The organism is Elizabethkingia sp. YR214 (genome assembly GCF_003058195.1).
GTDB lineage: Bacteria > Bacteroidota > Bacteroidia > Flavobacteriales > Weeksellaceae > Elizabethkingia.
The window spans coordinates 87,538-113,045 of record NZ_QBUH01000009.1; the positions used below are offsets into that span (position 1 = coordinate 87,538).

28 protein-coding genes are annotated in these 25,508 nt (G+C 34.7%); 17 read left to right on the forward strand and 11 right to left on the reverse strand.

The genetic code is table 11. The annotated features are described in order from the left end of the window. Nucleotides 1-20: 20 nt before the first annotated feature. The 3 genes from C8J95_RS16105 to C8J95_RS16115 form a co-directional block, all read right to left on the reverse strand. On the reverse strand, nucleotides 21-200 hold the full coding sequence (locus C8J95_RS16105; protein WP_107809752.1) for a hypothetical protein: 180 nt from the start codon (nucleotides 198-200) through the stop codon (nucleotides 21-23). 26 nt (nucleotides 201-226) lie between these two features. Then, entirely contained in the window at nucleotides 227-1,081 is an 855-nt protein-coding gene (locus C8J95_RS16110) for a nucleoside phosphorylase (protein ID WP_059322529.1), read from the reverse strand. 134 nt (nucleotides 1,082-1,215) lie between these two features. Next, a complete protein-coding gene (locus C8J95_RS16115; RefSeq protein ID WP_009088237.1) occupies nucleotides 1,216-1,539 on the reverse strand; it encodes a translation initiation factor in 324 nt (107 codons plus the stop codon). 135 nt (nucleotides 1,540-1,674) lie between these two features. Here C8J95_RS16115 and gpmI point away from each other — a divergent pair, with 135 nt between their 5' ends. From gpmI to C8J95_RS16170, 11 genes are all read left to right on the forward strand, one after another. Next, a complete protein-coding gene (gene gpmI / locus C8J95_RS16120; protein ID WP_107809753.1) occupies nucleotides 1,675-3,198 on the forward strand; it encodes a 2,3-bisphosphoglycerate-independent phosphoglycerate mutase in 1,524 nt (507 codons plus the stop codon). An 8-nt stretch (nucleotides 3,199-3,206) separates the two neighbouring features. Next, nucleotides 3,207-3,698 (forward strand): GNAT family N-acetyltransferase, encoded by a 492-nt coding sequence (locus C8J95_RS16125; RefSeq protein ID WP_107809754.1) that lies wholly within the window; start codon nucleotides 3,207-3,209, stop codon nucleotides 3,696-3,698. Nucleotides 3,699-3,708: 10 nt separating this feature from the next. After that, nucleotides 3,709-3,966, forward strand: a complete 258-nt coding sequence (locus C8J95_RS16130; protein WP_107809755.1) for a hypothetical protein — start codon at nucleotides 3,709-3,711, stop codon at nucleotides 3,964-3,966. Between the two features lie 42 nt (nucleotides 3,967-4,008). Next, the gene (locus C8J95_RS16135; RefSeq protein ID WP_107809756.1) at nucleotides 4,009-4,437 is read left to right on the forward strand and encodes a BT0820 family HAD-type phosphatase; all 429 of its coding nucleotides are present in this window, start codon (nucleotides 4,009-4,011) and stop codon (nucleotides 4,435-4,437) included. Nucleotides 4,438-4,476: 39 nt separating this feature from the next. Beyond that, nucleotides 4,477-4,821, forward strand: a complete 345-nt coding sequence (locus tag C8J95_RS16140) for a four helix bundle protein (protein WP_107809757.1) — start codon at nucleotides 4,477-4,479, stop codon at nucleotides 4,819-4,821. A gap of 45 nt (nucleotides 4,822-4,866) precedes the next feature. After that, entirely contained in the window at nucleotides 4,867-5,676 is an 810-nt protein-coding gene (map, locus tag C8J95_RS16145) for a type I methionyl aminopeptidase (protein WP_034867721.1), read from the forward strand. A 3-nt stretch (nucleotides 5,677-5,679) separates the two neighbouring features. Next, a complete protein-coding gene (locus C8J95_RS16150) occupies nucleotides 5,680-6,447 on the forward strand; it encodes a class I SAM-dependent methyltransferase (protein WP_107809758.1) in 768 nt (255 codons plus the stop codon). Nucleotides 6,448-6,602: 155 nt separating this feature from the next. Continuing rightward, nucleotides 6,603-7,280 (forward strand): hypothetical protein, encoded by a 678-nt coding sequence (locus C8J95_RS16155; protein WP_146165466.1) that lies wholly within the window; start codon nucleotides 6,603-6,605, stop codon nucleotides 7,278-7,280. 180 nt (nucleotides 7,281-7,460) lie between these two features. Then, the gene (gene era / locus C8J95_RS16160; RefSeq protein WP_059322521.1) at nucleotides 7,461-8,336 is read left to right on the forward strand and encodes a GTPase Era; all 876 of its coding nucleotides are present in this window, start codon (nucleotides 7,461-7,463) and stop codon (nucleotides 8,334-8,336) included. Between the two features lie 45 nt (nucleotides 8,337-8,381). Beyond that, complete coding sequence (locus C8J95_RS16165; protein WP_107809760.1) at nucleotides 8,382-8,876, forward strand: hypothetical protein; 495 nt, start codon at nucleotides 8,382-8,384, stop codon at nucleotides 8,874-8,876. Between the two features lie 85 nt (nucleotides 8,877-8,961). Next, nucleotides 8,962-11,367, forward strand: coding sequence for a S9 family peptidase (locus C8J95_RS16170; protein WP_107809761.1), 2,406 nt, complete (start codon nucleotides 8,962-8,964; stop codon nucleotides 11,365-11,367). A 51-nt stretch (nucleotides 11,368-11,418) separates the two neighbouring features. On the opposite strand, the gene C8J95_RS16175 is transcribed toward C8J95_RS16170, so the two are convergent. Further along, nucleotides 11,419-11,889 carry an META domain-containing protein gene (locus C8J95_RS16175; RefSeq protein WP_107809762.1) on the reverse strand — a complete coding sequence of 157 codons (471 nt, stop codon included), beginning with the start codon at nucleotides 11,887-11,889 and terminating at the stop codon, nucleotides 11,419-11,421. A 254-nt stretch (nucleotides 11,890-12,143) separates the two neighbouring features. On the opposite strand from C8J95_RS16175, the gene C8J95_RS16180 reads away from it, so the two are divergent. Next, entirely contained in the window at nucleotides 12,144-13,730 is a 1,587-nt protein-coding gene (locus C8J95_RS16180; RefSeq protein WP_107809763.1) for an ABC-F family ATP-binding cassette domain-containing protein, read from the forward strand. Nucleotides 13,731-13,771: 41 nt separating this feature from the next. Here the strand turns inward: C8J95_RS16180 and C8J95_RS16185 are convergent, their stop codons facing one another. From C8J95_RS16185 to C8J95_RS16195, 3 genes are all read right to left on the reverse strand, one after another. After that, nucleotides 13,772-14,083, reverse strand: coding sequence for a hypothetical protein (locus tag C8J95_RS16185; RefSeq protein WP_107809764.1), 312 nt, complete (start codon nucleotides 14,081-14,083; stop codon nucleotides 13,772-13,774). Then, nucleotides 14,083-14,502 carry a hypothetical protein gene (locus C8J95_RS16190; protein ID WP_107809765.1) on the reverse strand — a complete coding sequence of 140 codons (420 nt, stop codon included), beginning with the start codon at nucleotides 14,500-14,502 and terminating at the stop codon, nucleotides 14,083-14,085. The genes C8J95_RS16185 and C8J95_RS16190 overlap by 1 nt, the downstream gene beginning before the upstream one ends. Before the next feature lie 113 nt (nucleotides 14,503-14,615). After that, nucleotides 14,616-16,031 (reverse strand): amino acid permease, encoded by a 1,416-nt coding sequence (locus C8J95_RS16195; RefSeq protein WP_107809766.1) that lies wholly within the window; start codon nucleotides 16,029-16,031, stop codon nucleotides 14,616-14,618. Nucleotides 16,032-16,195: 164 nt separating this feature from the next. Between C8J95_RS16195 and C8J95_RS16200 the strand changes: the two genes are divergently transcribed. Together C8J95_RS16200 and C8J95_RS16205 are read left to right on the forward strand one after the other, a co-directional pair. Then, the gene (locus tag C8J95_RS16200; protein ID WP_107809802.1) at nucleotides 16,196-16,636 is read left to right on the forward strand and encodes a hypothetical protein; all 441 of its coding nucleotides are present in this window, start codon (nucleotides 16,196-16,198) and stop codon (nucleotides 16,634-16,636) included. A 154-nt stretch (nucleotides 16,637-16,790) separates the two neighbouring features. Beyond that, nucleotides 16,791-17,966, forward strand: a complete 1,176-nt coding sequence (locus C8J95_RS16205; RefSeq protein ID WP_078721965.1) for an MFS transporter — start codon at nucleotides 16,791-16,793, stop codon at nucleotides 17,964-17,966. A 78-nt stretch (nucleotides 17,967-18,044) separates the two neighbouring features. Here C8J95_RS16205 and C8J95_RS16210 read toward each other — a convergent pair whose 3' ends face one another. From C8J95_RS16210 to C8J95_RS16225, 4 genes are all read right to left on the reverse strand, one after another. Continuing rightward, on the reverse strand, nucleotides 18,045-18,605 hold the full coding sequence (locus tag C8J95_RS16210; RefSeq protein WP_107809767.1) for a TlpA disulfide reductase family protein: 561 nt from the start codon (nucleotides 18,603-18,605) through the stop codon (nucleotides 18,045-18,047). An 83-nt stretch (nucleotides 18,606-18,688) separates the two neighbouring features. Beyond that, nucleotides 18,689-19,168, reverse strand: a complete 480-nt coding sequence (locus C8J95_RS16215) for a DUF4822 domain-containing protein (RefSeq protein WP_107809768.1) — start codon at nucleotides 19,166-19,168, stop codon at nucleotides 18,689-18,691. A 96-nt stretch (nucleotides 19,169-19,264) separates the two neighbouring features. After that, a complete protein-coding gene (locus C8J95_RS16220) occupies nucleotides 19,265-19,948 on the reverse strand; it encodes a response regulator transcription factor (RefSeq protein ID WP_107809769.1) in 684 nt (227 codons plus the stop codon). Next, nucleotides 19,938-21,245, reverse strand: a complete 1,308-nt coding sequence (locus C8J95_RS16225; protein ID WP_107809770.1) for a HAMP domain-containing sensor histidine kinase — start codon at nucleotides 21,243-21,245, stop codon at nucleotides 19,938-19,940. The genes C8J95_RS16220 and C8J95_RS16225 overlap by 11 nt, the downstream gene beginning before the upstream one ends. A gap of 109 nt (nucleotides 21,246-21,354) precedes the next feature. Here C8J95_RS16225 and C8J95_RS16230 point away from each other — a divergent pair, with 109 nt between their 5' ends. The 3 genes from C8J95_RS16230 (at nucleotide 21,355) to C8J95_RS16240 (ending at nucleotide 25,453) form a co-directional block, all read left to right on the forward strand. After that, nucleotides 21,355-22,188 carry a GLPGLI family protein gene (locus C8J95_RS16230; RefSeq protein WP_107809771.1) on the forward strand — a complete coding sequence of 278 codons (834 nt, stop codon included), beginning with the start codon at nucleotides 21,355-21,357 and terminating at the stop codon, nucleotides 22,186-22,188. A gap of 89 nt (nucleotides 22,189-22,277) precedes the next feature. Further along, on the forward strand, nucleotides 22,278-24,650 hold the full coding sequence (locus tag C8J95_RS16235; RefSeq protein ID WP_255412846.1) for an outer membrane beta-barrel family protein: 2,373 nt from the start codon (nucleotides 22,278-22,280) through the stop codon (nucleotides 24,648-24,650). A gap of 80 nt (nucleotides 24,651-24,730) precedes the next feature. Then, on the forward strand, nucleotides 24,731-25,453 hold the full coding sequence (locus tag C8J95_RS16240; RefSeq protein WP_107809773.1) for an AAA family ATPase: 723 nt from the start codon (nucleotides 24,731-24,733) through the stop codon (nucleotides 25,451-25,453). Nucleotides 25,454-25,508 lie beyond the last annotated feature (55 nt).

A 25,508-nucleotide genomic window follows, 5' to 3' on the forward strand; every position in this document is an offset into this window, starting at 1 on the left:
TCCCCAAATCGGGGATTTTTTTATTTTACATTTTTAGCTTTATACAACTCATATAAACCGCGCGTCATAAAAATAATTCCTATGGCTACTGATAAGCCTTCCAAAAAACTATATAAAGTATTATCACTGCCCTGAAAATAGAGCGTAAGGAAAATAATTAAAAATACCAATCCTGTAATGGTTCTTGTAAAAGGCTTCATATAATTAATGTTGTATAAATAAAATATTACTTAATAATTCTGTCTAACACCCACTGAATTGTCATCTTTTCAGATGCATGGTGGTCTGCTGAGAATTCTCCACGGCGTCTGTTTGCAATAACGCAGTTAACTGTAATAGCCTTATGGCCTAATAGCTTTGATAATCCATAAATAGCAGATGTTTCCATTTCAAAATTGGTTACACCAAGATCATTAAGTGTTTCCAGGAATTGGTCATCCAGAGCTTTCAGTCTTAGTTGTCTTCCCTGAGGGGCATAGAATCCTGGGAAAGTAGCTGTATTACCAATATATTTTGCGTCCTGATAATAATGTGCACTTTCTTTAGCCCAATCAGAGAAATAAAGTAGAGGCTTGATGTTTTGATAAGGGAATTTCTCTAAAAAATTTTTAGAAAACTCGTTTTCAAACTGATAATCCTGATAAAAATGAAGAAGACCGTCTAATCCTACAACATTCTCTGTTACCAACATATTGTCTACTTCTACATCAGGATTTACGCTACCACAAGTCCCCAGACGGAATAATTCTAAAGAACTGTGTTCTTTTTTAAATTCCTTTTCCTTTAGATCTATATTTACCAGAGCATCCAGTTCATTCATTACAATATCTATATTCTCGGTACCGATACCTGTAGACATTACCGTAATTCTTTCACCTCTCAGCGTTCCGGTGTGGGTGTAAAATTCACGCTTATTTTTTTTGATTTCAACTTTATCAAAATATTGAGATACTTTAGGAACCCTGTCCGGATCTCCAACCAGTATGATTTTTTCAGCGATATCTTCAGGAAGAAGATTCAGGTGGTATACACTTCCGTCCTCATTCAGCACTAACTCTGATGCTGCTAGTTTGTTCATCATAATTTCCAATTTTAAAAAGGAATTGAAGTTAAAAAGAATTTTGGAGATAAAAAAATACTTTTCGTATTTCTAGTCCCTTACTTCTGCGCTTCATATTTTCTTATTTCGTACTTCTAATTTTGTACTTAAAAATGTTATCCGCCTACACGTTTGGTTTTGTAGCCCATTTCCTGTAGAAGCTTCATAATCTTATCTCTGTTGTCTCCCTGGATAATAATAACGCCGTCTTTTTCGGAGCCACCAATCCCAAGAGAAGTTTTGATCTTTTTAGAAATTTCTTTCAGTTCTGCATCACCACCTTCAAAGCCTTCAATTAAAGTTACAGGTTTACCATTGCGCCCTTTCTTCTCAAACTTACAGACAAGGGCACCTTTTTGCTCAAACTTTTCTTCAGGCATTTCAAAATCCTGCTCCTCATGTTCAGGAAAAAGATTTTTTAACTGATCTCTTAAATCCATTTTATTTTATAATACTAATAAACAAAAGTAAGAAAAGTTACAATTTTTCAGAGTATTTACCACATAAAACCTGTGAAATTCCTTACTATTTAGTGCATTGTTTCGTATATTTGTTAAGTTAAATATAATTCTGAAATGTCTAAAAAAGCAATATTAGCCATCCTGGATGGCTGGGGGTTAGGTTTGGATCCCAAAGTTTCTGCCATTGCGCAGGCCAATACACCATTTATTGATTCATGTCTGCAAAAATATCCTCACAGCAAACTAGAAGCTAGTGGCTTGGCTGTAGGTTTACCAGCGGGACAAATGGGGAATTCTGAAGTAGGGCACATGAATCTTGGAGCCGGACGTGTAATTTTTCAGAATCTTGTAAAGCTAAATATGGCAGTGGAAAACAAAACACTGGGGAATGAACCGGAAATCCTTGCTGCCTTTAAATATGCAAAAGACAATCATAAGAAGATTCACTTTATAGGATTAGTTTCCGATGGAGGAGTGCATTCACATATTAATCACCTGAAAGGGCTTTTGGAAGCTGCAGATGATTACGGATTAGAAAATGTTTTTGTTCATGCTTTTACAGATGGACGCGACTGCGACCCACATTCCGGAAAAGGATTTATTCAGAATCTTATTGAGTTTATGGATGCTAAAACTGGAAAACTGGCAACTATTGTTGGCCGTTACTATGCAATGGACCGCGATAAGCGTTGGGAGCGTGTTCGTGTTGCTTACGATGCTATGGTAAATGGTATTGGATTAGCAACCAATAATCCGGTAGGAGCTATTCAGAAATCTTATGAAGAAGATATAACGGACGAATTCCTGAAACCAGTTATCTGTACTCAGGATGGAATGCCGGTTGCTAAAATAGAAGCTAACGATGTTGTATTCTGTTTCAACTTCAGAACAGATAGAGGCCGTGAGATTACAATGGCTCTTTCTCAGGAAAATTTCCCTGACTACGAAATGCATAAACTTCCTTTATACTATGTGACTTTAACCAACTACGATAAAACTTTCCATAATGTAAAAGTGGTGTATGATGAAAATATCATTACTCACACCATGGGACAGATTTTGGAAGAAAACAACAAAACGCAGATTCGTATCGCTGAAACTGAAAAATACCCACACGTTACATTCTTCTTTTCAGGAGGACGTGAAGAGGAATTCAAAGGTGAGAGAAGAATTTTATGTCCAAGTCCTAAGGATGTTCCTACTTATGATTTCAAACCGGAAATGTCAGCTTATGATATTACCAATGCTATTGTTCCGGAACTAGAAAAAGGAAGCGCAGATTTTATCTGTCTGAATTTTGCTAATACCGATATGGTAGGGCATACAGGTGTCTTTCAGGCTGCTGTTCAGGCTGCTGAAACGGTAGATAAGTGCATTGAGAAGGTAGCTACTACGGCTTATAACCACGGATATGCAGTATTTATTTTGGCAGACCATGGTAATTCCGATGTAATGGTAAATCCGGATGGATCTCCTAATACACAGCATTCAACCAACCTTGTTCCTTTCATTGTAATGGATAAAGATCATACATGGAATGTAAAAGATGGTAAATTAGGAGATGTAGCGCCTACAATCCTTAAAGTAATGGGCGTAAATGTCCCTGAAGAAATGACTGGAGATATTCTTGTTTCTTAATTTCAGAAATGAATAGAGAAATAATAATTACAACTATACAAGCTGCGGATGATAATGCTTTGGCATCTATGATCCGCGGTGTTTTTGATGAATACGGAGCACCTACGGAAGGTACTGTTTATGTAGATCCTACAACAGATCATTTGTCTAAAGTATTTGATGCTAGTGGTTCTGTGTTATTTGTTGCTAAAGATGGAGATAAAGTTGTAGGAAGTTGTGGGCTTTATCCTACAGAAGGATTACCTGAAGACCATGTAGAATTAGTGAAATTTTATATTTCCGGAGAAGCCAGAGGAACTGGAATTGGAAGATTGTTTATGGAGAAATGCTATGAGCAGGCAGAAAAATTCGGGTATACCCATATTTATCTTGAAAGCTTGCCGGCTTTTGGTAAAGCAATCAATATTTACGAAAAGCAAGGATTCGAGCAATTGTCTGCTCCATTAGGAAATTCGGGGCATACAGGATGCGATATCTGGATGTTGAAAAAAATTGTGTAGATAAACCGATATGAAAAAGAATATACAGGTAGTTGTACTATTGTTAATTTTTTCCAATTTATTATTGGCGCAGTCTGGTACTGCAGATAGTAACTCTGATATCAGAGATACTGTGACAAATTCCGGACTGGGTTTAGGAGCTATTATAGCGGTAGTAATATCATGGGATAGAAATAAATCTATTTTGTGGGCAATTATCCATGGTGTATTGGGATGGATTTACGTTATTTATTTTGCGATAATTCGTTTAATAAAGGGACGGGATTAAGTTCTATATTTTCGTATCTTTGCACTCAAATTTTTAATACAGATGATAAATAAAAAACTAGCGATAGACTTCGACGGTACAATTGTAGACGATGCATATCCAGGAGTAGGACCTGCTAAAATTTTTGCATTCGAAACATTGTTGAAATTACAATCAGAAGGTTATCGTTTAATTTTATGGACATACAGAAGTGGACAAGCGCTACAGGATGCTGTTGATTTCTGTAAGAAAAACGGATTAGAATTTTATGCTGTAAATTCCAGTTTTGAAGGTGAAGTTTTTGATTCAGAGACACATAGTCGTAAAATAGACGCTGATATATTTATTGATGACAGAAACCTTGGCGGATTCCCAGGCTGGGGCGAAATTTACAACATCATTAAAGAGAAAATTGAATTCCGTGTGGCAGGCGGTGAAGTTTTAGCTTATTCAAAGCTGAAAAAAGAAAAGAAAAAAGGTCTTTTCTGGTAGGCAATATTGAAGAAACAAAATTCAGGGTAAAAGAAACAGATGAAACAAAATGATTTACTAAAAAGGATTTTTCACTTTGGAGTAGATTGTTTAAAGTTTACAAGATCTTTACCTAAGTATCCTGAATTTAATGTTATCAGAATTCAGTTATGTAAGTCAGGGACTTCAATAGGGGCTAACTATGAGGAAGCCCAGGCAGGCTCATCAAGAGCAGATTTTAAAAATAAAGTAAGGATTTCTTTGCGCGAAGCTCGTGAAAGTAATTACTGGTTAAGAATATTGAAAGAATTAGAAATATCTAGTCCGGAATTAGACAGATTGCTTCAGGAAAGTAAAAAAAATAAAAATATTTTAGGTACAATTTTAAATAAAACACAGATATAGAACTTGGTTCTTTTGCCTTGTTTTCTGTATCTTTTTAATAGGACAATGATTCAGTTAAAAACAATAGACGAAATCAAATTAATGCGTGAAAGCGCTCAGTTGGTTTCAAAAACTTTAGGTATGTTGGCTAAGGAAATTAAACCTGGCGTAACAACTAAACATTTAGATAAACTTGCATTCGAGTATATTAAAGATCATGGTGCAGAACCTGCATTTCTTGGATACGGAGGCTTTCCAAACTCTTTGTGTATGTCTCCGAATGAGCAGGTTGTTCATGGTTTCCCTACAGATGAACCATTGAGAGATGGTGATATTATCTCTGTAGATTGTGGAACGTATATGAATGGCTTTGTTGGAGATCATGCATATACTTTTGAAGTTGGAGAAGTATCTCCTGAAACTAAAAAGCTTTTGCAAGTAACTAAAGAAAGCCTTTATAAAGGTATTGCTCAGTGTATCCGTGGAAAGAGAATCGGAGATATCTCTTATGCAGTTCAGGAACATGCAGAAAAACATGGTTACGGAGTAGTACGTGAGTTAGTAGGGCATGGTGTTGGAAGACAAATGCACGAAGAACCACAGGTACCTAACTATGGTAGAAAAGGTTCCGGAAAAGTAATTAAAGACGGATTAGTTATTGCTATTGAGCCTATGATTAATATGGGAACGGAAAAAGTAAAATTTCATTCTGATGGCTGGACTGTAACAACTCAGGATAATAAACCTTCTGCACACTTTGAGCACGATGTAGCTGTAGTAAATGGAAAACCGGTTTTATTATCTACATTCCAATACATCTACGATGCATTAGGTATTAAATCCGATGAGGAAAAAGCTTTCCAGATGGATTTCTAACAAATGAAGAAAGTAGCAAAATTTCTTTTAAATAAATTACCGCGCCCTATGCTTATTCGATTAAGCATTGTGGCGCGTCCTTTAATTATATCCTTTTTTAAAGGAGATAAATTTACTGATCCTATAGACGGTAGATCTTATCGTAAATTTCTTCCGTATGGTTATGGCAAACAACGGGAAAATGCACTTTCTCCCGGTACACTTTCACTGGAAAGGCATCGCCAGATGTGGCTTTATCTGGAACGTGAAACTGATTTTTTTACCAAAAATTACAAAGTACTTCATATCGCTCCTGAGCAGGAGTTTTTAAGAAAATTCAAAAAACAAAAAAATCTGGAATATACTTCTGCAGATCTTTTCTCTCCGATTGTGGATGTAAAGGCAGATGTACTGGATCTTCCTTTTGAAGATGAATCCTATGATATTGTTATTTGCAATCATGTATTAGAACATATTGTAGAAGATTCCAAAGCCATGTCCGAATTATACCGTGTAATGCGAAAAGGCGGATGGGGAATTTTGCAGGTTCCTATGAGAACCAGTCTGGGGCATACTTATGAAGATTTTAGCATAACAGATCCTAAAGAGCGCCAGAAGCATTTTGGTCAGTACGATCATGTCCGTTGGTATGGGATGGATTATTTTGATCGTCTTAAAAAAGTCGGGTTTGATGTAGATATCAATTTATATTCTCAAAAGTTTTCAGTAGAAGACCAGAAACGATATGGTTTGCTGGTGAACGAAATTCTTCCAGTAGTTTTTAAAAGATAAAATCTGGATTAAAAGGGAAGGCTTACTAAGTGTATTTTTAATTCTGAAATCTTTTATTATTATTGTATTGGGGCAATTAACAATAATAAAACATTATCTTTTTTAGTATTAGAATTTGAGTTAATTCATTAAATTAGCTTAAAATCTAATTTATTATGAAAAAAATATTTTTGTTACCTGTCTCTTTTTTTTCAATCTTAATTTTTGCCCAAACGGGAAGTGATAATATGTCTGTTTCGGCACAAGGTGAAATGTTCTTCATGATGGGGAAAAAGAATATTATAAATGAAAAAGCAATTGATGGATCACCTTACGTCAATGGAACTAATTTTATTAAAGTTCAAATTCCTAATTATAATAAATCTATTCCTGATTTAAGATATAATGCAAACAGTGATGAAATGGAATTCAGAAATGATAATGATATTTATTTTGTAAATAAGCAACCTCAAATTAAAATTGATTTTTTATCTCTTAATAAATCATACGAATGCCTTAATTATAAAATTAATGATAAAAACTATTTTGGGTATCTGGTTGTATTAGTAGATAATGCTAAATATTCTTTATATAAAAAAGAGTCTATAGAAATTATAAAAGGTGAAAAAGGTTCTAATCCATTTGTAACAGATCAGAACGATTTTTATGGCAAAGTTAAAAATCAGTACTTACTTAAAAAAGGAAACTATTTTTCTAAGATTTCAAAAAATGTAAAAGATATTATCGATCTATTTGATAATAAGACAGGTGTTGAAAATTATATCAAAACCAATAAAATTGATCTTTCTAAAGAAAATGATTTGATCAAATTTGTGAAATATGCTAATGAATAATAGTAGTGAATATAATATATTTAATTATTAATTATTCCTGCTTAGTTTTTTGATTATTTTCTTATTATTTTAAAAGATATACCTGAAAATTATTGACTAGTCATTCTTTTATTTATTGTTAACTTTGCAAAAGATTTAAAAACTTAAATCTTTTTTAATATTTCAATTTTAAATTAAATAATGCACAGAGCAGGTTTTGTTAATATAGTGGGGAAACCCAATGCAGGAAAGTCTACGCTTCTTAACCAGTTAATGGGAGAGAAGTTGGCTATTGTTACCCAGAAAGCACAGACAACCAGACATCGTATTTTTGGTATTTATAACGAAGACGATGTACAGATTGTTTTTTCTGATACTCCGGGAGTACTAGATCCTAAGTATGGATTACAGGAAAAAATGATGGAGTTTGTGAAGGAAAGTTTGCAGGATGCCGATGTTTTCCTTTTCATCGTAGATATTACAGATAAAGCACAACCTTCAGAATTCCTTATTGAAAAGCTGAATAAAATACCGGTTCCGGTACTTATCCTTATCAATAAAGTAGATAAGGCGGATCAGAAAGTTCTTGAAGAAACAGTTGCCTTATGGCATGAAAGAATTCCGAAAGCTGAGATATTGCCAATATCTGCATTAAATGCTTATAACACGGAATATATTCTTCCTAAATTAAAATCTTTATTACCAGAAAGTCCTGCTTATTACGATAAAGATCAGTTTACAGATAAGTCTGAAAGATTCTTTGTAAACGAGACTATTCGTGAGAAAATCCTTCTTAACTACGAAAAAGAGATTCCGTATTCTGTAGAAGTTGTTACAGAGTTGTTCAAAGACAAAGGGGAAATGATTTTTATCGACAGTATTATCTATGTAGAAAGAGATACCCAAAAAGGAATTCTTATTGGACATAAAGGAGAATCTATAAAGAAAGTAGGGACTGAAGCCAGAATGGATTTGGAAAAATTCTTTGGAAAGAAGCTTCACCTTAATCTTTTTGTAAAAGTTAAAAAAGACTGGCGTAAAAATGACAGAGACCTGAAAAATTTTGGTTATCGCTAGATAAATTCAGTAATTTCATTTATCTTTAAATAAAGAATTTCAAAGATGAACGAATATTTAGATTCAGAATTTGACCGTGCGGATGACCTGATCAGTCAGGATCTAAACGAAGAAGCTAAGGCGGTACTCAATAATATTTTACTGGAAGATCCTAAATATGGCAAAGCACATAACCATATAGGCTGGCTTTTAAAAAATAAAGAGAATGATGCTGTGGAAGCTGAAAAGCATTATAAATTAGCTATAGATTTTACTCCGGAATATGGAGCTTCTTATCTTAACTATTCTTATCTTTTATCAGAAGCAAAACGCTACGAAGATCTTCGGGATATTCTGACAAAAGCAGAATCTGTTGAAGACGTCAATAAAAGTAATCTTGCAAGGGAGTGGGCATATTATTATGAAGATACCCGGCAATATGAAAAAGCAATTGATAAGTATAAAGAATATGCACTATCGCTTTATGAAAACTCATACATTGAGAAAGCAAAAGAAGGTATCGAAAGATGTAAAATGAAAATAGATATACAAAAGATGTAATAAAAAGGCCCTTTATCAGGCCTTTTTAATTTAGGTAAACTAATTATTAATTCATAATTTCGTAATTATAAGTTAATATGTTCATATGAAGAGAAAGTTTACAATGCTTTTAATAGCAGCAATGAGTTTTAGCTATGCTCAGGAAAGCTCCAGTTATCAAAAACCTTCTGCCGAAATTTTTAAGCTGGCAGATTACACAAGACCACCATCTGTATTGATGGACAGCAAAAAAGAATGGATGGTATTTACCTATCGTCCAACTTATAAGAATCTAAAAGATCTTTATGAGGAGGATGTTAAGCTGGCAGGATTGAGAATAAATCCTTTGACTAATATCTCGAGTACGATAACATATATTGATAATCTGAAAATAAAGAATCTGAAAGGGAAATCTGAAGTTCAGGTTAAGGGACTTCCACAGAATGCAAGCCTTGCTTATTTTTCATTTTCACCAGACGAGAAATCTCTGGCATTTACAAATACAACATCAAAAGGTGTTGAACTTTGGATAGTGGATTTGGCAACGGCAACAGCTAAAAAAGTTACTTCTGACAATCTGAATGCAAATCTAGGTTCTCCTTTTACTTGGTTCAAGGATTCAAAATCATTTTTAATTAATGTTTTGCCGGCAAACAGACCTGCACTACTGAGTGATAAAAATGATATTCCAACAGGGCCAACTGTAGCAACCAGTACCGGAAAGGTATCACAGAATGCTACTTTCCAGGATTTGTTAAAAACTCCAAAAGATGAAACTAATTTTGAAAATCTTGCAACTTCTGAATTAGCCAGAGTAGATCTGAATGGTAATGTATCAGGATTTGCAAAAAGCGGAATGTATACTTCAAAGACATTTTCACCAGATGGTAACTATATTATGATTTCCACTATTAAAAAACCGTTTTCATATATTGTTCCATTATATCGTTTCCCTTCAGAAACTGTTGTTTTTGATAAAACTGGTCAACAGATAAAAGTAGTAAACGAAATGCCTCTAAATGAGATTATGCCTAAAGGATTCTCTTCTGTAAGAACAGGTAAGAGAAGTATAGCATGGAGAAGCGACATGCCTGCTACTTTGTACTATGTTGAAGCATTGGACGGAGGAGATCAGTCGAAGAAAGCAGAATACAGAGACCAGATCTATACATGGGATGCTCCTTTTAATGCAGAAGCTAAAGCATTCTATAAAACTAAAGAAAGATTTTCTGATATAGATTGGGGAAATGCTGATAATGCTTTTGTTACCGAAGGATGGTATGATACAAGAAGTACCAAGACTAGCTGGATTAATCCAAAAACAGGAGATGCTAAACTTATTATAGACAGAAATTTCCAGGATGTATACAGCAATCCGGGGAATCTTGTTTCCGAACGAAATCAATATGGTCGAAATGTTGTTGAGATTAAAGACGGAAAAACATATTGGATAGGAGATGGATTTACCAAAGAAGGACAATTTCCTTTCATCAATGAAATGGATCTGAAAACATTTAAAACAAACAGACTTTATACTTCGAAATCTACAACTGTAAAAGAGAGAATTCTGGATGTTTTAGATGCTAAAAAGGGTGATATTCTGGTAATGGATGAATCCAGTACAGACTATCCTAATTACTTTATTAAAAACTTTAAGACTAATAAAAGTACACCTGTAACAAATTTCCAGAATCCTTTTGAAGGTCTGAAAGGTGTGCATAAAGAGGTGATTACCTACAAACGTAATGACGGCGTTACCCTTACAGGGAATTTATATCTTCCGGCAGGTTACGATATGAAATCTAAAAAAGAAAAACTTCCATTACTAATCTGGGCTTATCCGGCTGAATATAAAGACAAAGCAACGGCAGGGATGAGTACTAAAAATGCAAATACTTTCACTTTCCCTAGTTATGGATCTTTCATCTACTGGGTTTCTAAAGGATATGCAGTATTGGATGATGCATCTTTCCCTATTATTGGCGAAGGAAAAACTGAACCTAATGATACCTTTATCCCACAGTTGGTAGCAGATGCTCAGGCAGCCATTGATGCTGTAGACAAACTAGGTTATATAGACCGTAAAAGGGTAGCTGTAGGCGGCCACTCTTATGGTGCATTTATGACGGCTAATCTTTTAACACATTCTAATCTTTTTGCGTGTGGTATTGCAAGAAGTGGTGCATATAACAGAACTCTTACTCCGTTTGGTTTCCAGAGTGAGCAAAGAAACTACTGGGATGTACCAGATGTGTATACCAAAATGTCACCTTTCATGAATGCTGATAAAATGAAAACACCATTATTATTAGTACATGGTGAAGCAGATAACAATCAGGGAACATTTACAGTGCAGACGGAACGTTATTTCCAGGCACTGAAGAATCTGGGAGCTCCAGTAAAAATGGTATTGCTGCCTAAAGAAGCGCATGGTTATGTAGCAAAAGAAAATATTCTTCATTTATTATATGAACAGGATATCTTCCTGGAAAAATGCTTAAAGAATAAGTAAATAAAAAACTCCCGAAAGGGAGTTTTTTATTTTATATATATTAAAAATTGCTTATTCTGCTACAGCACGGAATCTTGCTAAAGGAGCCACGCGTCCTTTGTTGATTGACAATACATCTCCTTCTTTGCTTACTGTATAATTGTCAGCGGTTACCAAAGCCTTGCTTAGGCCTTGCTCTATGCTCATATCCTCACAAGCCATCATAGTAGACATTCCCTGAGCAAACTGAACTTTGAAGCCGGATAATTTAAGGTTTCCACCAATACCATTACAGCCGCCGGAAGCATCATAAGAATAATCTTTTTCCTGTTTTATAAGTTTCAGGTAAGGTTCTTTTCCGTTAACTTTATCCGCTACAGGTTTCCCATTTAGCTCAATTAACTTCCATCTTTTTCCAAGAATTGTATTTTCAGGCATTGTACTTTGTTGTGAGGTATTATTGTTGTTCGTATTCTGAACGGTATTACAAGAATTTGCTAATAATAAGATTCCTGCAGCAATAAGTGTAAGATGTTTTTTCATAATTTATTTTTAAAAAACTTTATGTTTATTATTTACTAAGATACTTTTTTTTATAAATAGGTTGGAAAAGAATCCGTTTTCTTTACAATTTATTTTAATCAAATAATCATTGACCTGATTATAAATATTTTACTACATTTGTTTTATAATTAAAAATTCCGATAGTAAGCATGTAGAATTAAATTTCTTTCCGTAATTATCTAATCCTGATGTCAGGGTTAGTTTCTATTTATTCATTTTTTAAGAAAGAAATAATGCTTACGTTACAAAATATTACTTATCAGCATCCTGATAAGGAGATTCTTTTTGAGAACCTTAATTTTATAGTTAATAAAGGCGAAAAAATTGCAATTGTCGGAAACAATGGTTCCGGGAAATCTACATTGTTGAAACTAATCTCCGGATTATTAATTTCTGTTGCAGGAGATATAAGAGCAGAAGGAACTGTTTATTATCTTCCACAAATTCTGGAGCAGTTCGATACAAAGAGTATTGCAGCGGCTTTAGGAATAGAGGAAAAGCTTACAGCTTTAAAAGAAATTTTGGATGGTACTGTTACCGAAGAAAATATGGCTATTCTGAATGATGACTGGGACTTGGAAGAAAGAATCAGGCAGGCTATGGAAAAATGGGGGCTGTCTGACTTTACAGCATCTGATCTTATGGGCAGGTTAAGTGGGGGACAGAAAACAAAAGTTTTAATTGCTGGCATAGAGATCCATCAGCCAGATATTATACTGATGGATGAACCTACCAATCATCTGGATAGAAAGAGCAGGGAACAGTTGTATGAATTTATTGAGAATACAAATAAAACGCTTCTAGTCGTTAGTCATGATAGAACTTTACTAAACTTGCTGCCTAAAACAGCAGAGCTAAGTCGTAAAGAAATAGTGCTTTATGGTGGTAACTATGATTTTTATAAAGAACAAAAACAGATACAGCAAAATGCATTGCAGAATAGTATTAAGAATACTGAAAATGCACTGAAAAAAGCCAAAGCTACTGAACGGGAAACTCTGGAACGCCAGCAAAAGCTTGATGCAAAAGGGAAAAAGAAACAGGAAAAAGCAGGTGTCGCCAAAATAATGATGAATACCATGCGTAATAATGCTGAAAATAGTACTGCAAAAATAAAAGATATCCATTCAGATAAAATAGACGGTCTTAGTCAGGAGCTTCAACAATTACGGAGAGGCGTTCCGCTTACAGATCAGATGAAATTAGGGTTTGATCAGACCAATCTGCATCGTGGGAAAATACTGATAAAAGCAGATCAGATTAACTTTGCTTACAGTGAAAAGAATATTTGGAAACATCCTTTGGATATTATTGTTACCAGTGGGGAGAGGATTCTGATAAGCGGAGAAAACGGATCGGGAAAAACAACACTGATTAAACTGCTTTTGGGAAGAGTACAAACCACTGAAGGTAGTGTCGAAAGAGCAGATTTTTATTCGGTTTATATTGATCAGGATTACTCTATGATCAATCATTCTTTCAGTGTGATTCAGCAGGCAGAATCTTTTAATCAGCTTCCCTTACCTGAGCATGAAGTAAAGACAATACTCAGTCGATTTTTGTTTGGGAAAGAAACATGGGACAAATTCTGTAGTGTATTAAGTGGTGGTGAGAGAATGAGACTATTACTTGCATGTTTGTCAATTGCGGGAAAAGCTCCGGATATTATTATTCTGGATGAGCCTACTAATAATCTTGACATTCAGAATATTGGAATTCTTACCAATGCTATTAGGGATTACAAAGGAACATTACTGATAATCTCACATGATGATGTCTTTTCTAAAGAGATAGATGTTGAAACCATTATTGAATTATAAAACTAAAAATCCTTGTTAAGGTTTAAAAACCTGACAAGGATTTACATACGTACTTGTGTTGAAAGGTATAAACTCATTGCTACTACAATATAGTATAAGATAATATTTACAACTAAGTACATGATTTCATCGGTAATAACTGATTTTCGGTTAATGCTTTTTACACTTTCATAAATAAGTACTGCCGGAGAAATGAGAACTGTAAAGGCAGATAGTATGAATACACTTAAAATAATGTATTCATAGAAAATCCATTTGAAATTATAGTTGCTGAAAATAAGATGCTGGATTCCAAAAACCAAAATAAAAAGATATAGGAATATCTGAATTTTATGAATCTTTATAATCGTCATTACATTCTTGATTTATAGATTATCGGACCATGCTGATAGGGTATAGAGTCGTTAACCAGCTTTACTGTAATGGAATCAAAATATTTCTTTTGTCCAAATTTGGTTTTGAAGTCATCTATATACTGATGTACTTTTTTTATATCATCAACTTTACCATCTTTAGTATATAGCAGAAGCTCAAAATGCTCTGATTTTACTTCTTTTTCATTATCAACATCTCTGTAATACCAAATATTACCTATAACATCCCCAATAGTCATTTTTAGATTATATTTTTCATTCAATCTTCCGAGAAGTTCTGTTGTTTCTGGGGAAGGTTCATAACTAGGTTGTTTGCGTACCCAGGCAAATGGATTTAAATACAAAAACAAAGGGAGAAGGATAAGAATAATGAAAACAAGAGTTAGAAATTTCTTCATTTTTATAGTTACAGATTTTTTGTCTAATTTAATTAATCAATGCGTATTTCCGAGATATCTAGCACAAAAAATCCGGAAGAAACTCCTCCGGATTTTTTATATATCTATAAGGTTTACTTTATTTTTTTACTCTTCTTTACCAGAAGGTAGCAGATGTATAAAAATGCTACCCATATCGGGATAAGCTCTACAGAAATTTTTAACCCTGTAAACCACATAATGACTAAGATTCCGAAAAGAAATATTAAGCATATATAATTGGTTATCGGGTACAGGAAGGACGGAAATTTGGTTTTTTCTCCTTCGTGTGCCTGTTTGAATTTAAAATGCGTAAAACTGATCATAATCCAATTGATAACCAGTGATGATACAACAAGAGACATCAGTATACTAAGTGCCTTTTCCGGAATAATTTTATTGATAACAATACAAATTGCTGCAAATATTGCAGAAACTAATATTGCCATTACCGGAACGTGGTTTTTATTCAGTTTGGATAAAAATTTAGGAGCATTACCTTGCTCGGCAAGCCCGAATAACATACGGCTGTTACTGTATACACTACTGTTGTATACAGACAAGGCAGCAGTCAGTACAATAATATTCAGCACATTTGCAATGAAACTTGTGAAATATACAGTATGCCCGAATAGATTAAACTGAAATCCTTTTAATCTCTCAAAAACCATTACAAAAGGACTGCTTCCTTCTGTAATATTGGCCCATGGAGATAGTGAAAACAGTATGATCAATGCTCCTACATAGAAAATAAGAATCCTGTAAATTACCTGATTAGTTGCCTTAGGGATATTCTTTTCAGGGTTCTCAGCTTCAGCAGCTGTTATTCCTACAAGCTCTAATCCGCCAAAAGAGAACATAATAAGCGCCATAGCTGCTAATAATCCTTGAAAACTCCCACCCGAAGAAGTACTGATCCAGCCTTTAGGGAAGAAGCCACCATTATTCCAAAGATTGCTTATCGTTGCATTTTCTCCACCAGTACCACTAATAAGCAGATAACTACCGAATAAAATCATAGCAATAATAGCCACAACTTTTATAATAGAAAACCAGAACTCGGCCTCTCCATATACTTTTACAGAAGCCAGGTTTAGTGCATTAATTACAAAGAAGAAAAATAGGCTGGACACCCACAACGGAATTTCAGGCCACCAGAACTGTACATAAACTCCTATAGCAGTAAGCTCAGACATACTTACTAAAATATACAACATCCAATAATTCCAACCGGAAGCAAATCCGGCAAAAGGTCCCCAATATTTGTATGCGAAATGGCTAAAGCTACCCGAAACAGGCTCCTGAACAACCATTTCTCCCAGTTGACGCATTATAAAAAAAGCAATGAAACCAGCCATTGCATAACCTAAAATTACAGAAGGACCTGCCAATACTGCTGCAGGACCAATACCCAGGAACAACCCGGTGCCTATTGCTCCGCCTAAAGCAATAAGCTGAATGTGACGATTTTGTAAACCGCGTTTTAATTCTTTCTTGTCTGAATTCTCCAACGTTTAATTTTTTACAAGTTTATTATTATTTTTCAGGCTTAAAAATAACATTTTAATTATATTAAATCACATTTTGATTATATTTTTGCTGAAATAACAGAAGAAAAACAACAAATGCCCGAAAAAAATATTTTCGGAATTAAATAAGAGCGTGAATAATGATTATGGATAAGGAACATTTATTGGAGCAGGTAAGAGCCCTGGCACAGGAAAAAGTAAAGCATCTTGAAGAACTGATTGTATCTACCAGAGCATCTAATAACGATACAAAAAGCAGTATGGGTGATAAATATGAAACCTCCCGAGAAATGTTGCAACAGGAGATCAACAGACTTCTATCTCAACAATCAGAAGTAAATAATCAGTTAGAGGTTTTACAGAATATTAATACAAAAGCTTCTGCCGTTGCAGGTTTAGGAGCCTATGTTGAGACTTCTATGGGGAATTTTTATATCTCAGAAAGCCTTGGTAAACTGAATGTTAATGGAAAAGCCGTTATAGCCGTCTCTGCAAACGCTCCGCTGGTGCAATCTATGCTGAAGAAGAAAGCTGGAGATGAGTTTGAACTCAATGGTAAAAGTCAGAAGATTCTATCGATTGGATAATTGATATTATTAATGATTAACATTCCCTGCAAATGCCCTTTAATTCGTACATTTGAGTATTCCTAAATTTTTCCGATAACACTAAAATCATATTACAGTGGGTTTACTCCGTATTTATGCCGATTCTTTCAAGGGATTGTCAAAAGAAGCCTGGATGCTTTCTATCGTAATGCTAATCAACAGATCTGGATCAATGGTACTGCCTTTCTTGGGTGTGTATATGACGGATCAGTTAGAATTTAGTATTAAAGAATCGGGGATTGTACTGAGTTTTTATGGTGTAGGATCTGTTATTGGTTCCTGGCTTGGGGGATATTTTACTGATAAGTTTGGTGAATACAGGGTACAGTCTACCAGTTTATTCCTCAGTGCACCTCTCTTTTTGCTGATACCAATTTTTACTTCAGTAGAAGGAATGGCCTTAATTATTCTTTTACAAAGTATTATTAGTGAGACTTTCCGTCCGGCAAACTCCGTGGCGATTACCAAATATGCACGACCCGAGAATCTGACAAGAGCTTTCTCTCTAAACAGAATGGCAATTAACCTTGGTTTCTCTATAGGTCCTGCTTTGGGCGGGATTTTGTCTTCATTCTCATACGAATTGCTTTTTATTACCAATGCTGTAGGAGCGATTATGGCAGGAATATTTTATGTGAGATTTTTTAGAAAAAGACATAAAATCTACCAAAAGAGAAATAAGGAAAAGAAGATTACAAATGAAGCCATACAAAAAGAACTTTCACCATACAAAGATTTTCCGTTCCTGGTATACTGTCTGTTGTGTGCTATATTTTCGGTATGTTTCTTCCAGTTTTTCAATACCATTCCTATTTTCTATAAAGAGGTAGCGCATCTGGATCAGAAAAGTATAGGTTACATCCTTGGGTATAGCGGATTTATTATCGTTGTGCTGGAAATGTTGGTTGTAAATTTTGCAGATAAATATCTGACTATTGCTAAAACTCTTTTGTATGGAATTCTGATGTGCTCAGTTGCTTATGCAATGCTTGCAATAAACCATCATATATCATTGATACTGTTGTCTATATCTATACTGAGCGTAGGTGAAATATTAGTGCTTCCGTTTATGTCTACTATTACGGCATTACGGTCCGGGAAAACCAATCAGGGTGCCTATATGGGGCTTAATGGTATGACGTTCTCTATTTCATTTATTATTACACCCTTACTGGGAACCAGTGTAGCAAGTGACTTAGGCTTTAATACATTATGGATAGGATCGGGAGTTGTTCTTGCATTAGCTGCTATTGGGATGTACTTTGTCGTAAACTGGCTTCTTCCGGGTAAGGTGAAAACAGCACATTAATCCAGAATATTACATTTTTAAATACAAAGGCACAATAGTTTATATTGTGCCTTTATTTATGTGGATATCAGCTAAACCTTATTTCTGTTTTTGTTGCTTGATAAAATCGATCATTTTCTGATCTGCATAATTGGTAATACCTTCAGATTGGAAGACAATAGCTCCCTTTTTATCCAGAATGACAGTAGTAGGTAAAGTTCCTTTGTAGAATTCACGAGGTATGGCTCCGTTTGGGAATGCTACAGGAAGAGTAAGCCCTTTGTCGCTGAATAGCTTTCTGGCTTTTTCCTGGTTGCCTTCTACTTCCAGAATAACAAATTTAACCTCATCATCATTTTTAAAGTTTTCATAAAGGCTTTGTATTGTCGGCATTTCAGCGATACATGGCGGACACCACGTTGCCCAGAAGTTTATAAAAACAACCTTGTCCTTTAGATTCTCAAGGCTGATATCTGCTCCTTTTTCATCTTTTAGCTGCATTGTATAAGCTGCAGGAGTAGCTTCCTTAGGTTTGTTATTGAATTTAGGACCAAAGAGACCAATTTTCATAAGTGTACTTTGTACAAAGACTTTTACGCCCGGAACGAAAATAATACCAAGAACAAAAACAATAAGGATAATATTAATAAAACGTTTCATACAGGTAAAGATAAGCATTTTAAGAGCATAAAAAAGACTGCCCAACTGGAGCAGCCTTACAGATTATATTCTAAAATTAAATACTACTTTCCCGGTTCTTTGTGAGTAGTTGGTGTATGGATAATGTCGAAGTATACAGCCTTATCATTTGCATTCGGGTATATTCTATAGGTAAATTCGGATCTCGTTAAAACAGTGATATCCACTACACGGGTAAATAAAGTTTCACCTTTATCATTCTTAGCAACAATAGTTCTGGTTTTTCCGTCAGCAGTAACAGACCAGTCTCCATGCATTTTAGGAGAATCGTCCAGATTGTACATCGTAAATGTACCATCTGTTTTGAAGTAAGCATAACCTACAAAGTTTACTACATTAGGATCTTTAAGATCTACATTAGCACCGGCAGCATTTCTGGAGTTAGTAGTTAACCATGGAGTAGAAGCTAATGTCTGACTAGGTATAAGTTCTGGTTCTCTGTCATTATTGTCATTGGAACAAGAGATAAAGAATATGGCTAATAGTAATAAAGCCAATACTGAGAATAATTTTCTGTTTTTCATTATCAAAATATTAATTGCAGCAAAAATATTTTATAATGAGTCAGCGGTTATTGTATATATGCTTGTAGTTGTTGTACAAATTATAACAAACGCTGTTTAAGGAAAATCTATCTGGAATCCAATTCCGCGAAGTGACTGAATCTTAATACCTTCATCGAGCTGGAAATATTTACGAAGCCTGCTGATAAATACATCCAGGCTTCTTCCTGTAAAATAATCATTTGTTTCCCATAGCTCATCCAGAATAATTTCTCGTTTAATTGTTTGGTTATTGTGCTGCAACAGAAACAAAAGCAAATCCAGTTCCCGTTGGGTAAGCCGGATTTCTTCTTTGGGATGACTGAGTAATAATTTATCAGAATGAAGGGTGTAAGTACCTATATTGATTGCAGATAATGTTGTAGAGGCTGGTTGTGTTCTTTTCAGAATGTTTTGTATTCTCAGCGTGAGCTCTTCGGGGTCGCAAGGCTTGGCCAGATAATCATCAGCTCCTAGTTTTAAACCTGTTATACGGTCTATTTTCTGATTTTTAGCCGTTAAAAATAATAATGGAAAATCCTTTTTTTCTTTTAGAATAGCTTTTGCCAGAGAGAACCCGTCAATATTAGGCATCATAATATCTAAAATACCAATATGGAAAGAAAACTCACCTTTCAGTAGTTCCATTACATCTTCAGGGTTTTGGTACCAGAATACTTCGAAATCACTCAGTTCCAGATATTGCTTCAGAATCAATCCAAAATCGAAATCGTCTTCAGCCAAGAGTATTTTAGTTTTCATAAGGTAATGCGATTTTAAAAGTTGTCCCTTTACCAGGTTCGCTAATTAATTCGATACTTCCGTTATATCTGGTAACAATATCTTTCACAAGAAAAAGACCCAATCCCAGTCCTTTTGTATTGTGAATATTGTCGGACTGTATTCTGTAAAATTTCTCGAATATACGCTGCTGCTCCTTTTTGGGAATACCATTTCCGTTATCAGTTACTTTTATATTCAATGTATTCTGTATCGCTCTCAGATCAATTTCGGCTCTTGTTGCTCCATATTTGGCACTGTTTTCACAAAGATTCTTTATAAGTGTTTCCATAGCCGTTCTGCTAAACGGTAGTGTATTGGGAGTTGTGTTGTGCAAAACAAATTCAACTTTGGCATTAGCAAACTGTAGGTCTTCAATGTAGTTGTTCCAATCATCATAATATGTCTCTGCATTTTCATCATCATCATCTTCCTGTAACTGCTGCATCAGACTTTCCAATCTGTTGATTTGCCTTTCCACTAATGGGAGATTCTCCGGGTTCCAGTCTTTTCTCAGAGACTTTGCAGCAATCTTTAAAGTTGCAATAGGTGTTCTAAATTCATGAGCGATATTATCTACTACAGTGTGCAAAATCTCAACCTGTTTTTGTTGCGAAATTAAATTCTTAATAGTCAGTATAAAGAGCCATAACACAGCAGCAAGTATAAGTATACAGGATATAATAAGAATAGTAAGATCTCTGAATACAATGGACTTAATATTAAGTATCTGAATATTGTAATAGGTTTTTACTTTAAATGAGTAGAATTTTTTCAGCTTATTTGTTTGATCATCCCTATTCTCATTCGAGGTTTCCCACTCACCACCATACCTTCTTCCGACTTCAGTAATTGACCTATTGGTTTCGTAAATAGTGACTGTTGAGTCCAAAATATACTTATTGTCGGGCGTACTTAATATGTTTCTGAACTGGTGAGATACGGCAACTTGTAACTTGCTTCGGGAAGCGACACTATCAACGTAGTGGGAAAAATAAGGTTTGATGGCTTCCTTGTTTTTTGTGAAAAAATCCAAAAGTTGCTTTTTGGTAATCTCGCCTTTATTAAAACGGATAAGCATTTTCTGAACTGTATCCTCGCTGACCTCTAATTTTTTTCGGAGAATTGGCTGGTATTGTCCAAGATCCTTATCTAATTTGTCATAGATGTTATTTTCTTTTATCTGATACGTCTTATAAAGAAAGTATATCTGAATTCCTACCAGAAGTAGAAATAAGAGCGCAAACACAGATACAAGCCATTTATAGTTTTTTAGCATAAAACAAAGATAAAATTTTAACGAATGCTAAAAACACATTAACTCATCATTAACCTTTCATTAACCTGGTTATTTTCTTTTATATAACATATTTGCTATAAAAAACTTTATGAAGCGATTATTATATTTTTTTACAACAATTATTACTGTCATTTCGTATGCTCAGACCAAGCGTTTTATTTATGAATACAAGTATAAACTGGATTCAACAAAGGAAGAATATCAAAAAGAAGAAGTAGTATTGGATATTAATCCGGATAATGTAAAGTTTTACGATTATAATTTTTTAGCAGTAGACTCTCTGAACATTCTTCATGGAAATTACAATGAAGGTTATACCAGCATGACAGAGCAGGTGCTGTTACGAAAAAAGAATTCTTTTCAGAATAATAATTATTTACAAATCTGGATGATGCCTTATTATTATCTCATGCAAACTAAAGATGAAATGAAATGGGACATCTGTAGTGAGGTTAAAGTAGAAAATGGCTTTAATATGCAGAAGGCGACAACTGATTTTGGTGGAAGAAAATGGATCGCATGGTTTACTCAGGATATACCGATTTCCGAAGGTCCTTATAAATTTAGAGGGTTACCCGGGCTCATTCTTAAGATTGAAGATGACAAACATAATTTTATTTATACTTTCTCACGAAATAAAAATCTTCCAAAAACCTTTGACACCAAAAGCTTTGTGGAGAATCATTATGATATGAAGCCTGTTCTTATAACTTTTCCGGTATGGATAAAGCTAAAAAAAGATTTTTATAATGATCCTTATGCACGGATGAGGGCGGATTTTAAACCCGACTGGGATGTTAATATTAACGGCCGGAAAATAAAGAGTAAAGAAGAATTTTCAGAGCTTAACGCTAGCATGCAAAAATCAATCAGGGACAACTATTCCAATCCTATAGAACTGGATAAAGCAATTCGGTATTAACCCATCATTAACCTTTTATTAACCCTGTTTCAGGAGTTTTAACCGCATTTTTGCCATGTAGTTCAGACCAGATCTGGGTACCTAAGATCATGAAAAAAATAGTATTATCAATTTGCCTGTTACCTGTAATGTTATGGGCGCAGCAACAAAAAACAGAAGGTATTGTTACAAATAGTAAAAAAGAAAGAATTCCACAGGCTAAAGTCTATATATATGACCAGAACAATATCTTATTAAAATCTTTGACAACTGATGAAAAAGGTAGTTTCACCGTAGAAGGTATAGATGCACAAGAAGTAAAAATAGTAGTAGATGATCTGGAGTATGATAAGCTTGAGAAAGTTATAAAGCTTGGTGATTTGGCTGCTAACCCGAATTTTGTTCTGAAGAAATCTACAACCGAGATTCAGGAAGTATCTATGACTAAACAAAAGCCGGTTGTAAAAAGAAAAATAGACAGATTGGAGTTTAATGTAGAAAATAGTAATATTTCCAGTCTTAATGGGTGGGAGATTCTTAAAAAAACACCCGGAGTTGTATTTTCCAATGATGCTTTTAAAATTAAGGGAAGTTCCGCTATTCTGGTTACAATCAATGATAAAAGAGTGTCGCTTTCCAGTGAAGAACTAAAAAACCTGTTGGAAAATACTCAGGGCAGCGATGTTAAATCTGTAGAAGTTATTACTAATCCACCAGCTAAATATGAAGCTTCCGGAAGTGCTGTGCTGAATATTGTCCTGAAGCAAAATAAATTGGAAGGATACCGTGGGTATATTTCGGGCAAATATGTACAGTCTATTTATCCGAAAGGAGTTGGATCAATTGGGCAATATTATAAAAAAGGTAAAATTTCGGCTATGGCCAGCTATTCCCGTGGAGCCGGAGCCTATTATCGGGAAGAGTCCAATTATATTTATTATCCGGAAAATCAAACAACATGGCGTGGTATTATGAACCGGAAAGATATTAATAACAGTCAGAATAGTGTTAACTCCAGTTTAGAATATACACCAGATGATAAAACCACATTCACTTTAAGCTATCGGGGATTTTTTGCACCCAGATCGGCCGGACTTTATTTTGTGCCCAATACAATATACAATGCCCAAAATGTTGCTGAATCTTATTACAATACTATTAATGATCACAATAGCCGAAATATAAATAACAATATAAGTTTTCAGGCGGAACGGAAGTTTGATAACAGTACGTTGTCGTTAACAACATATTACATCACCAGTAATTATAAAAAGTACGAGAATGTGCTTACTGACCTCAACTTTGCCAATCAGCCGCCTTCTACACAAAACTTCATTAGTAACAACTGGCAGGATGTAAAGCTTTTTTCTCAGCAGGTAGATTATGGCTGGAAAAAAGATAAATGGGAATTGGAAGCAGGAGGTAAATACAGCTTGGTCAAAACCACCAGTACACTTGATTTCTCTGATGATGAAAACGGAAAATTGGTATACCGCCCGGATAAAAGTAATATATTCAATTACACGGAAGGCTATATTGCTGCTTATGCATCTGCCTCTTTAAATCTGAAGAAATGGGCTTTCAAAGCTGGGCTGAGAACAGAGAATACAAACCTGAATGGAGTAGTCTCTACACCTTATGAGAAGAATACCAATGATTATTGGAAGCTTTTTCCTACAGCTTATGTTCAATATACAACCGACAGCAAGCAACAGTTCGGAATTTCTTATGGCAAAAGAATCAGTAGGCCTTCTTATTCCTGGCTGAATCCTGCCAAGTCATATTATAACCTGTTCTCTTATTTTCAGGGGGATCCTAAGCTGAAAGCTACTATTTCTCACAATCTAAGCTTTACCTACAATGTTAAAGATTGGAATTTTGAAGCTTATTATCGGAAAGATATCGATCCGTCTATGGAAATATCTTACCAGGTTCCACAAACTAATACTTTGGTATTTCATTATACCAATATTCAGAAAGCAAATGCTTATGGCGCAAGTTTGTATAAAAACTTTCAGCTAAAACCTTGGTGGACTCTTAGCGTTTCGGAAGATTTCAGTTACAATGAGAACTATTTCTTTGGACAGGATCAGCAATTGTATAAAAACAAAATTTATAGTCTTAACTCCAGTATTTCTACAAGTTTTACACTGAATAAAGCTTCGGATTGGACACTGGAAATTGGACATCAATATTATTCACCAGCTATTCAGGGAACATTTAGAATTTCCGGCGCGTGGGAAGCCTATCTGGTAACCAATAGGAAATTCTTCAATAAAAAGCTTGAAGCAAGCTTGTTCTTCCTTGATATTTTCAAAACTTCCAAGCAGAAAGTGGCAACCAAATATGCCAATCAGGATAACTATTTTATTGATTACAGGGATACACAGCAGTTTGTGCTTCAGCTAAAATATAATTTTGGGAATCAAAAAGTAAAAGGAACCAAGGCTATAAAGAAAACGGATGAACAAAACAGAATGTAACAAGTTGTGAGCGAGACAAAAATCAGGTTTACTCATACTCAGATATTCCGTAAATTTACACGTCAAATAAATTGCAGTATATGAGTACTACGGAGATTCTGATAGACGAAAAAGAAAAGGTTAATTGGGAGGATGTTTTTCTGGATGAAGAAAACAGAAAAGAGCTGAATCAGCTAATGAAAGAGTTTACCTATATCGACGAACTGAAAAAATATAATCTCCCGGTAAATAACAAGGTTCTTTTGCATGGATATTCCGGATGTGGTAAGACAACCACAGCAAAAGCTATTGCTACATCGCTGAATAAGCCTTTATACATACTGGATCTTAGTAATTTTATTTCATCCAGAATAGGAGATACCGCAAAGAATATCAGGCTGATTTTTGATAAAGTAAATCGAGAAAATGCAGTACTGTTTCTGGATGAATTCGATCATATCGGAAAGATGCGGGGCAATGATGATAAGGATGTTGGAGAGATGCGTCGCCTTGTAAACAGTATTATTCAGATGGTAGATAACTTCTCTGAAAAAGCTCTCTTGATAGCAGCAACTAACCATATTGATATTTTGGATGTTGCACTCATCAGACGCTTCCAGCTTAGGATAAGTTTTGCTATGCCTACCGAAGAAGAGCTGGACAGGTATTATGAATTTCTGTTGTTTAAATTTCCTGAAGAATTGCAGGCAGTATCAAGGCGTTATGGAATTTCTTTTGCTGAGGCCAGAGATTACATTTTTACGGAAATTAAGTCTAATCTTATCAATGAACTGGAGCGTAAAAATCAAAAAATAGTAAGCTAAGGATATTCTGAAAAGTTCACCATATTCTCAGTCTGTTTTTTTTGTACTTTTAGGA

Coding starts and splice junctions, on each gene's coding strand:
- C8J95_RS16105 (WP_107809752.1), bottom strand. CDS start 200: ATGAAGCCTTTTACAAGAACCATTACAGGATTGGTATTTTTAATTATT.
- C8J95_RS16110 (WP_059322529.1), bottom strand. CDS start 1,081: ATGATGAACAAACTAGCAGCATCAGAGTTAGTGCTGAATGAGGACGGA.
- C8J95_RS16115 (WP_009088237.1), bottom strand. CDS start 1,539: ATGGATTTAAGAGATCAGTTAAAAAATCTTTTTCCTGAACATGAGGAG.
- gpmI (WP_107809753.1), top strand. CDS start 1,675: ATGTCTAAAAAAGCAATATTAGCCATCCTGGATGGCTGGGGGTTAGGT.
- C8J95_RS16125 (WP_107809754.1), top strand. CDS start 3,207: ATGAATAGAGAAATAATAATTACAACTATACAAGCTGCGGATGATAAT.
- C8J95_RS16130 (WP_107809755.1), top strand. CDS start 3,709: ATGAAAAAGAATATACAGGTAGTTGTACTATTGTTAATTTTTTCCAAT.
- C8J95_RS16135 (WP_107809756.1), top strand. CDS start 4,009: ATGATAAATAAAAAACTAGCGATAGACTTCGACGGTACAATTGTAGAC.
- C8J95_RS16140 (WP_107809757.1), top strand. CDS start 4,477: ATGAAACAAAATGATTTACTAAAAAGGATTTTTCACTTTGGAGTAGAT.
- map (WP_034867721.1), top strand. CDS start 4,867: ATGATTCAGTTAAAAACAATAGACGAAATCAAATTAATGCGTGAAAGC.
- C8J95_RS16150 (WP_107809758.1), top strand. CDS start 5,680: ATGAAGAAAGTAGCAAAATTTCTTTTAAATAAATTACCGCGCCCTATG.
- C8J95_RS16155 (WP_146165466.1), top strand. CDS start 6,603: ATGAAAAAAATATTTTTGTTACCTGTCTCTTTTTTTTCAATCTTAATT.
- era (WP_059322521.1), top strand. CDS start 7,461: ATGCACAGAGCAGGTTTTGTTAATATAGTGGGGAAACCCAATGCAGGA.
- C8J95_RS16165 (WP_107809760.1), top strand. CDS start 8,382: ATGAACGAATATTTAGATTCAGAATTTGACCGTGCGGATGACCTGATC.
- C8J95_RS16170 (WP_107809761.1), top strand. CDS start 8,962: ATGAAGAGAAAGTTTACAATGCTTTTAATAGCAGCAATGAGTTTTAGC.
- C8J95_RS16175 (WP_107809762.1), bottom strand. CDS start 11,889: ATGAAAAAACATCTTACACTTATTGCTGCAGGAATCTTATTATTAGCA.
- C8J95_RS16180 (WP_107809763.1), top strand. CDS start 12,144: ATGCTTACGTTACAAAATATTACTTATCAGCATCCTGATAAGGAGATT.
- C8J95_RS16185 (WP_107809764.1), bottom strand. CDS start 14,083: ATGACGATTATAAAGATTCATAAAATTCAGATATTCCTATATCTTTTT.
- C8J95_RS16190 (WP_107809765.1), bottom strand. CDS start 14,502: ATGAAGAAATTTCTAACTCTTGTTTTCATTATTCTTATCCTTCTCCCT.
- C8J95_RS16200 (WP_107809802.1), top strand. CDS start 16,196: ATGGATAAGGAACATTTATTGGAGCAGGTAAGAGCCCTGGCACAGGAA.
- C8J95_RS16205 (WP_078721965.1), top strand. CDS start 16,791: ATGCTTTCTATCGTAATGCTAATCAACAGATCTGGATCAATGGTACTG.
- C8J95_RS16210 (WP_107809767.1), bottom strand. CDS start 18,605: ATGAAACGTTTTATTAATATTATCCTTATTGTTTTTGTTCTTGGTATT.
- C8J95_RS16215 (WP_107809768.1), bottom strand. CDS start 19,168: ATGAAAAACAGAAAATTATTCTCAGTATTGGCTTTATTACTATTAGCC.
- C8J95_RS16220 (WP_107809769.1), bottom strand. CDS start 19,948: ATGAAAACTAAAATACTCTTGGCTGAAGACGATTTCGATTTTGGATTG.
- C8J95_RS16225 (WP_107809770.1), bottom strand. CDS start 21,245: ATGCTAAAAAACTATAAATGGCTTGTATCTGTGTTTGCGCTCTTATTT.
- C8J95_RS16230 (WP_107809771.1), top strand. CDS start 21,355: ATGAAGCGATTATTATATTTTTTTACAACAATTATTACTGTCATTTCG.
- C8J95_RS16235 (WP_255412846.1), top strand. CDS start 22,278: ATGAAAAAAATAGTATTATCAATTTGCCTGTTACCTGTAATGTTATGG.
- C8J95_RS16240 (WP_107809773.1), top strand. CDS start 24,731: ATGAGTACTACGGAGATTCTGATAGACGAAAAAGAAAAGGTTAATTGG.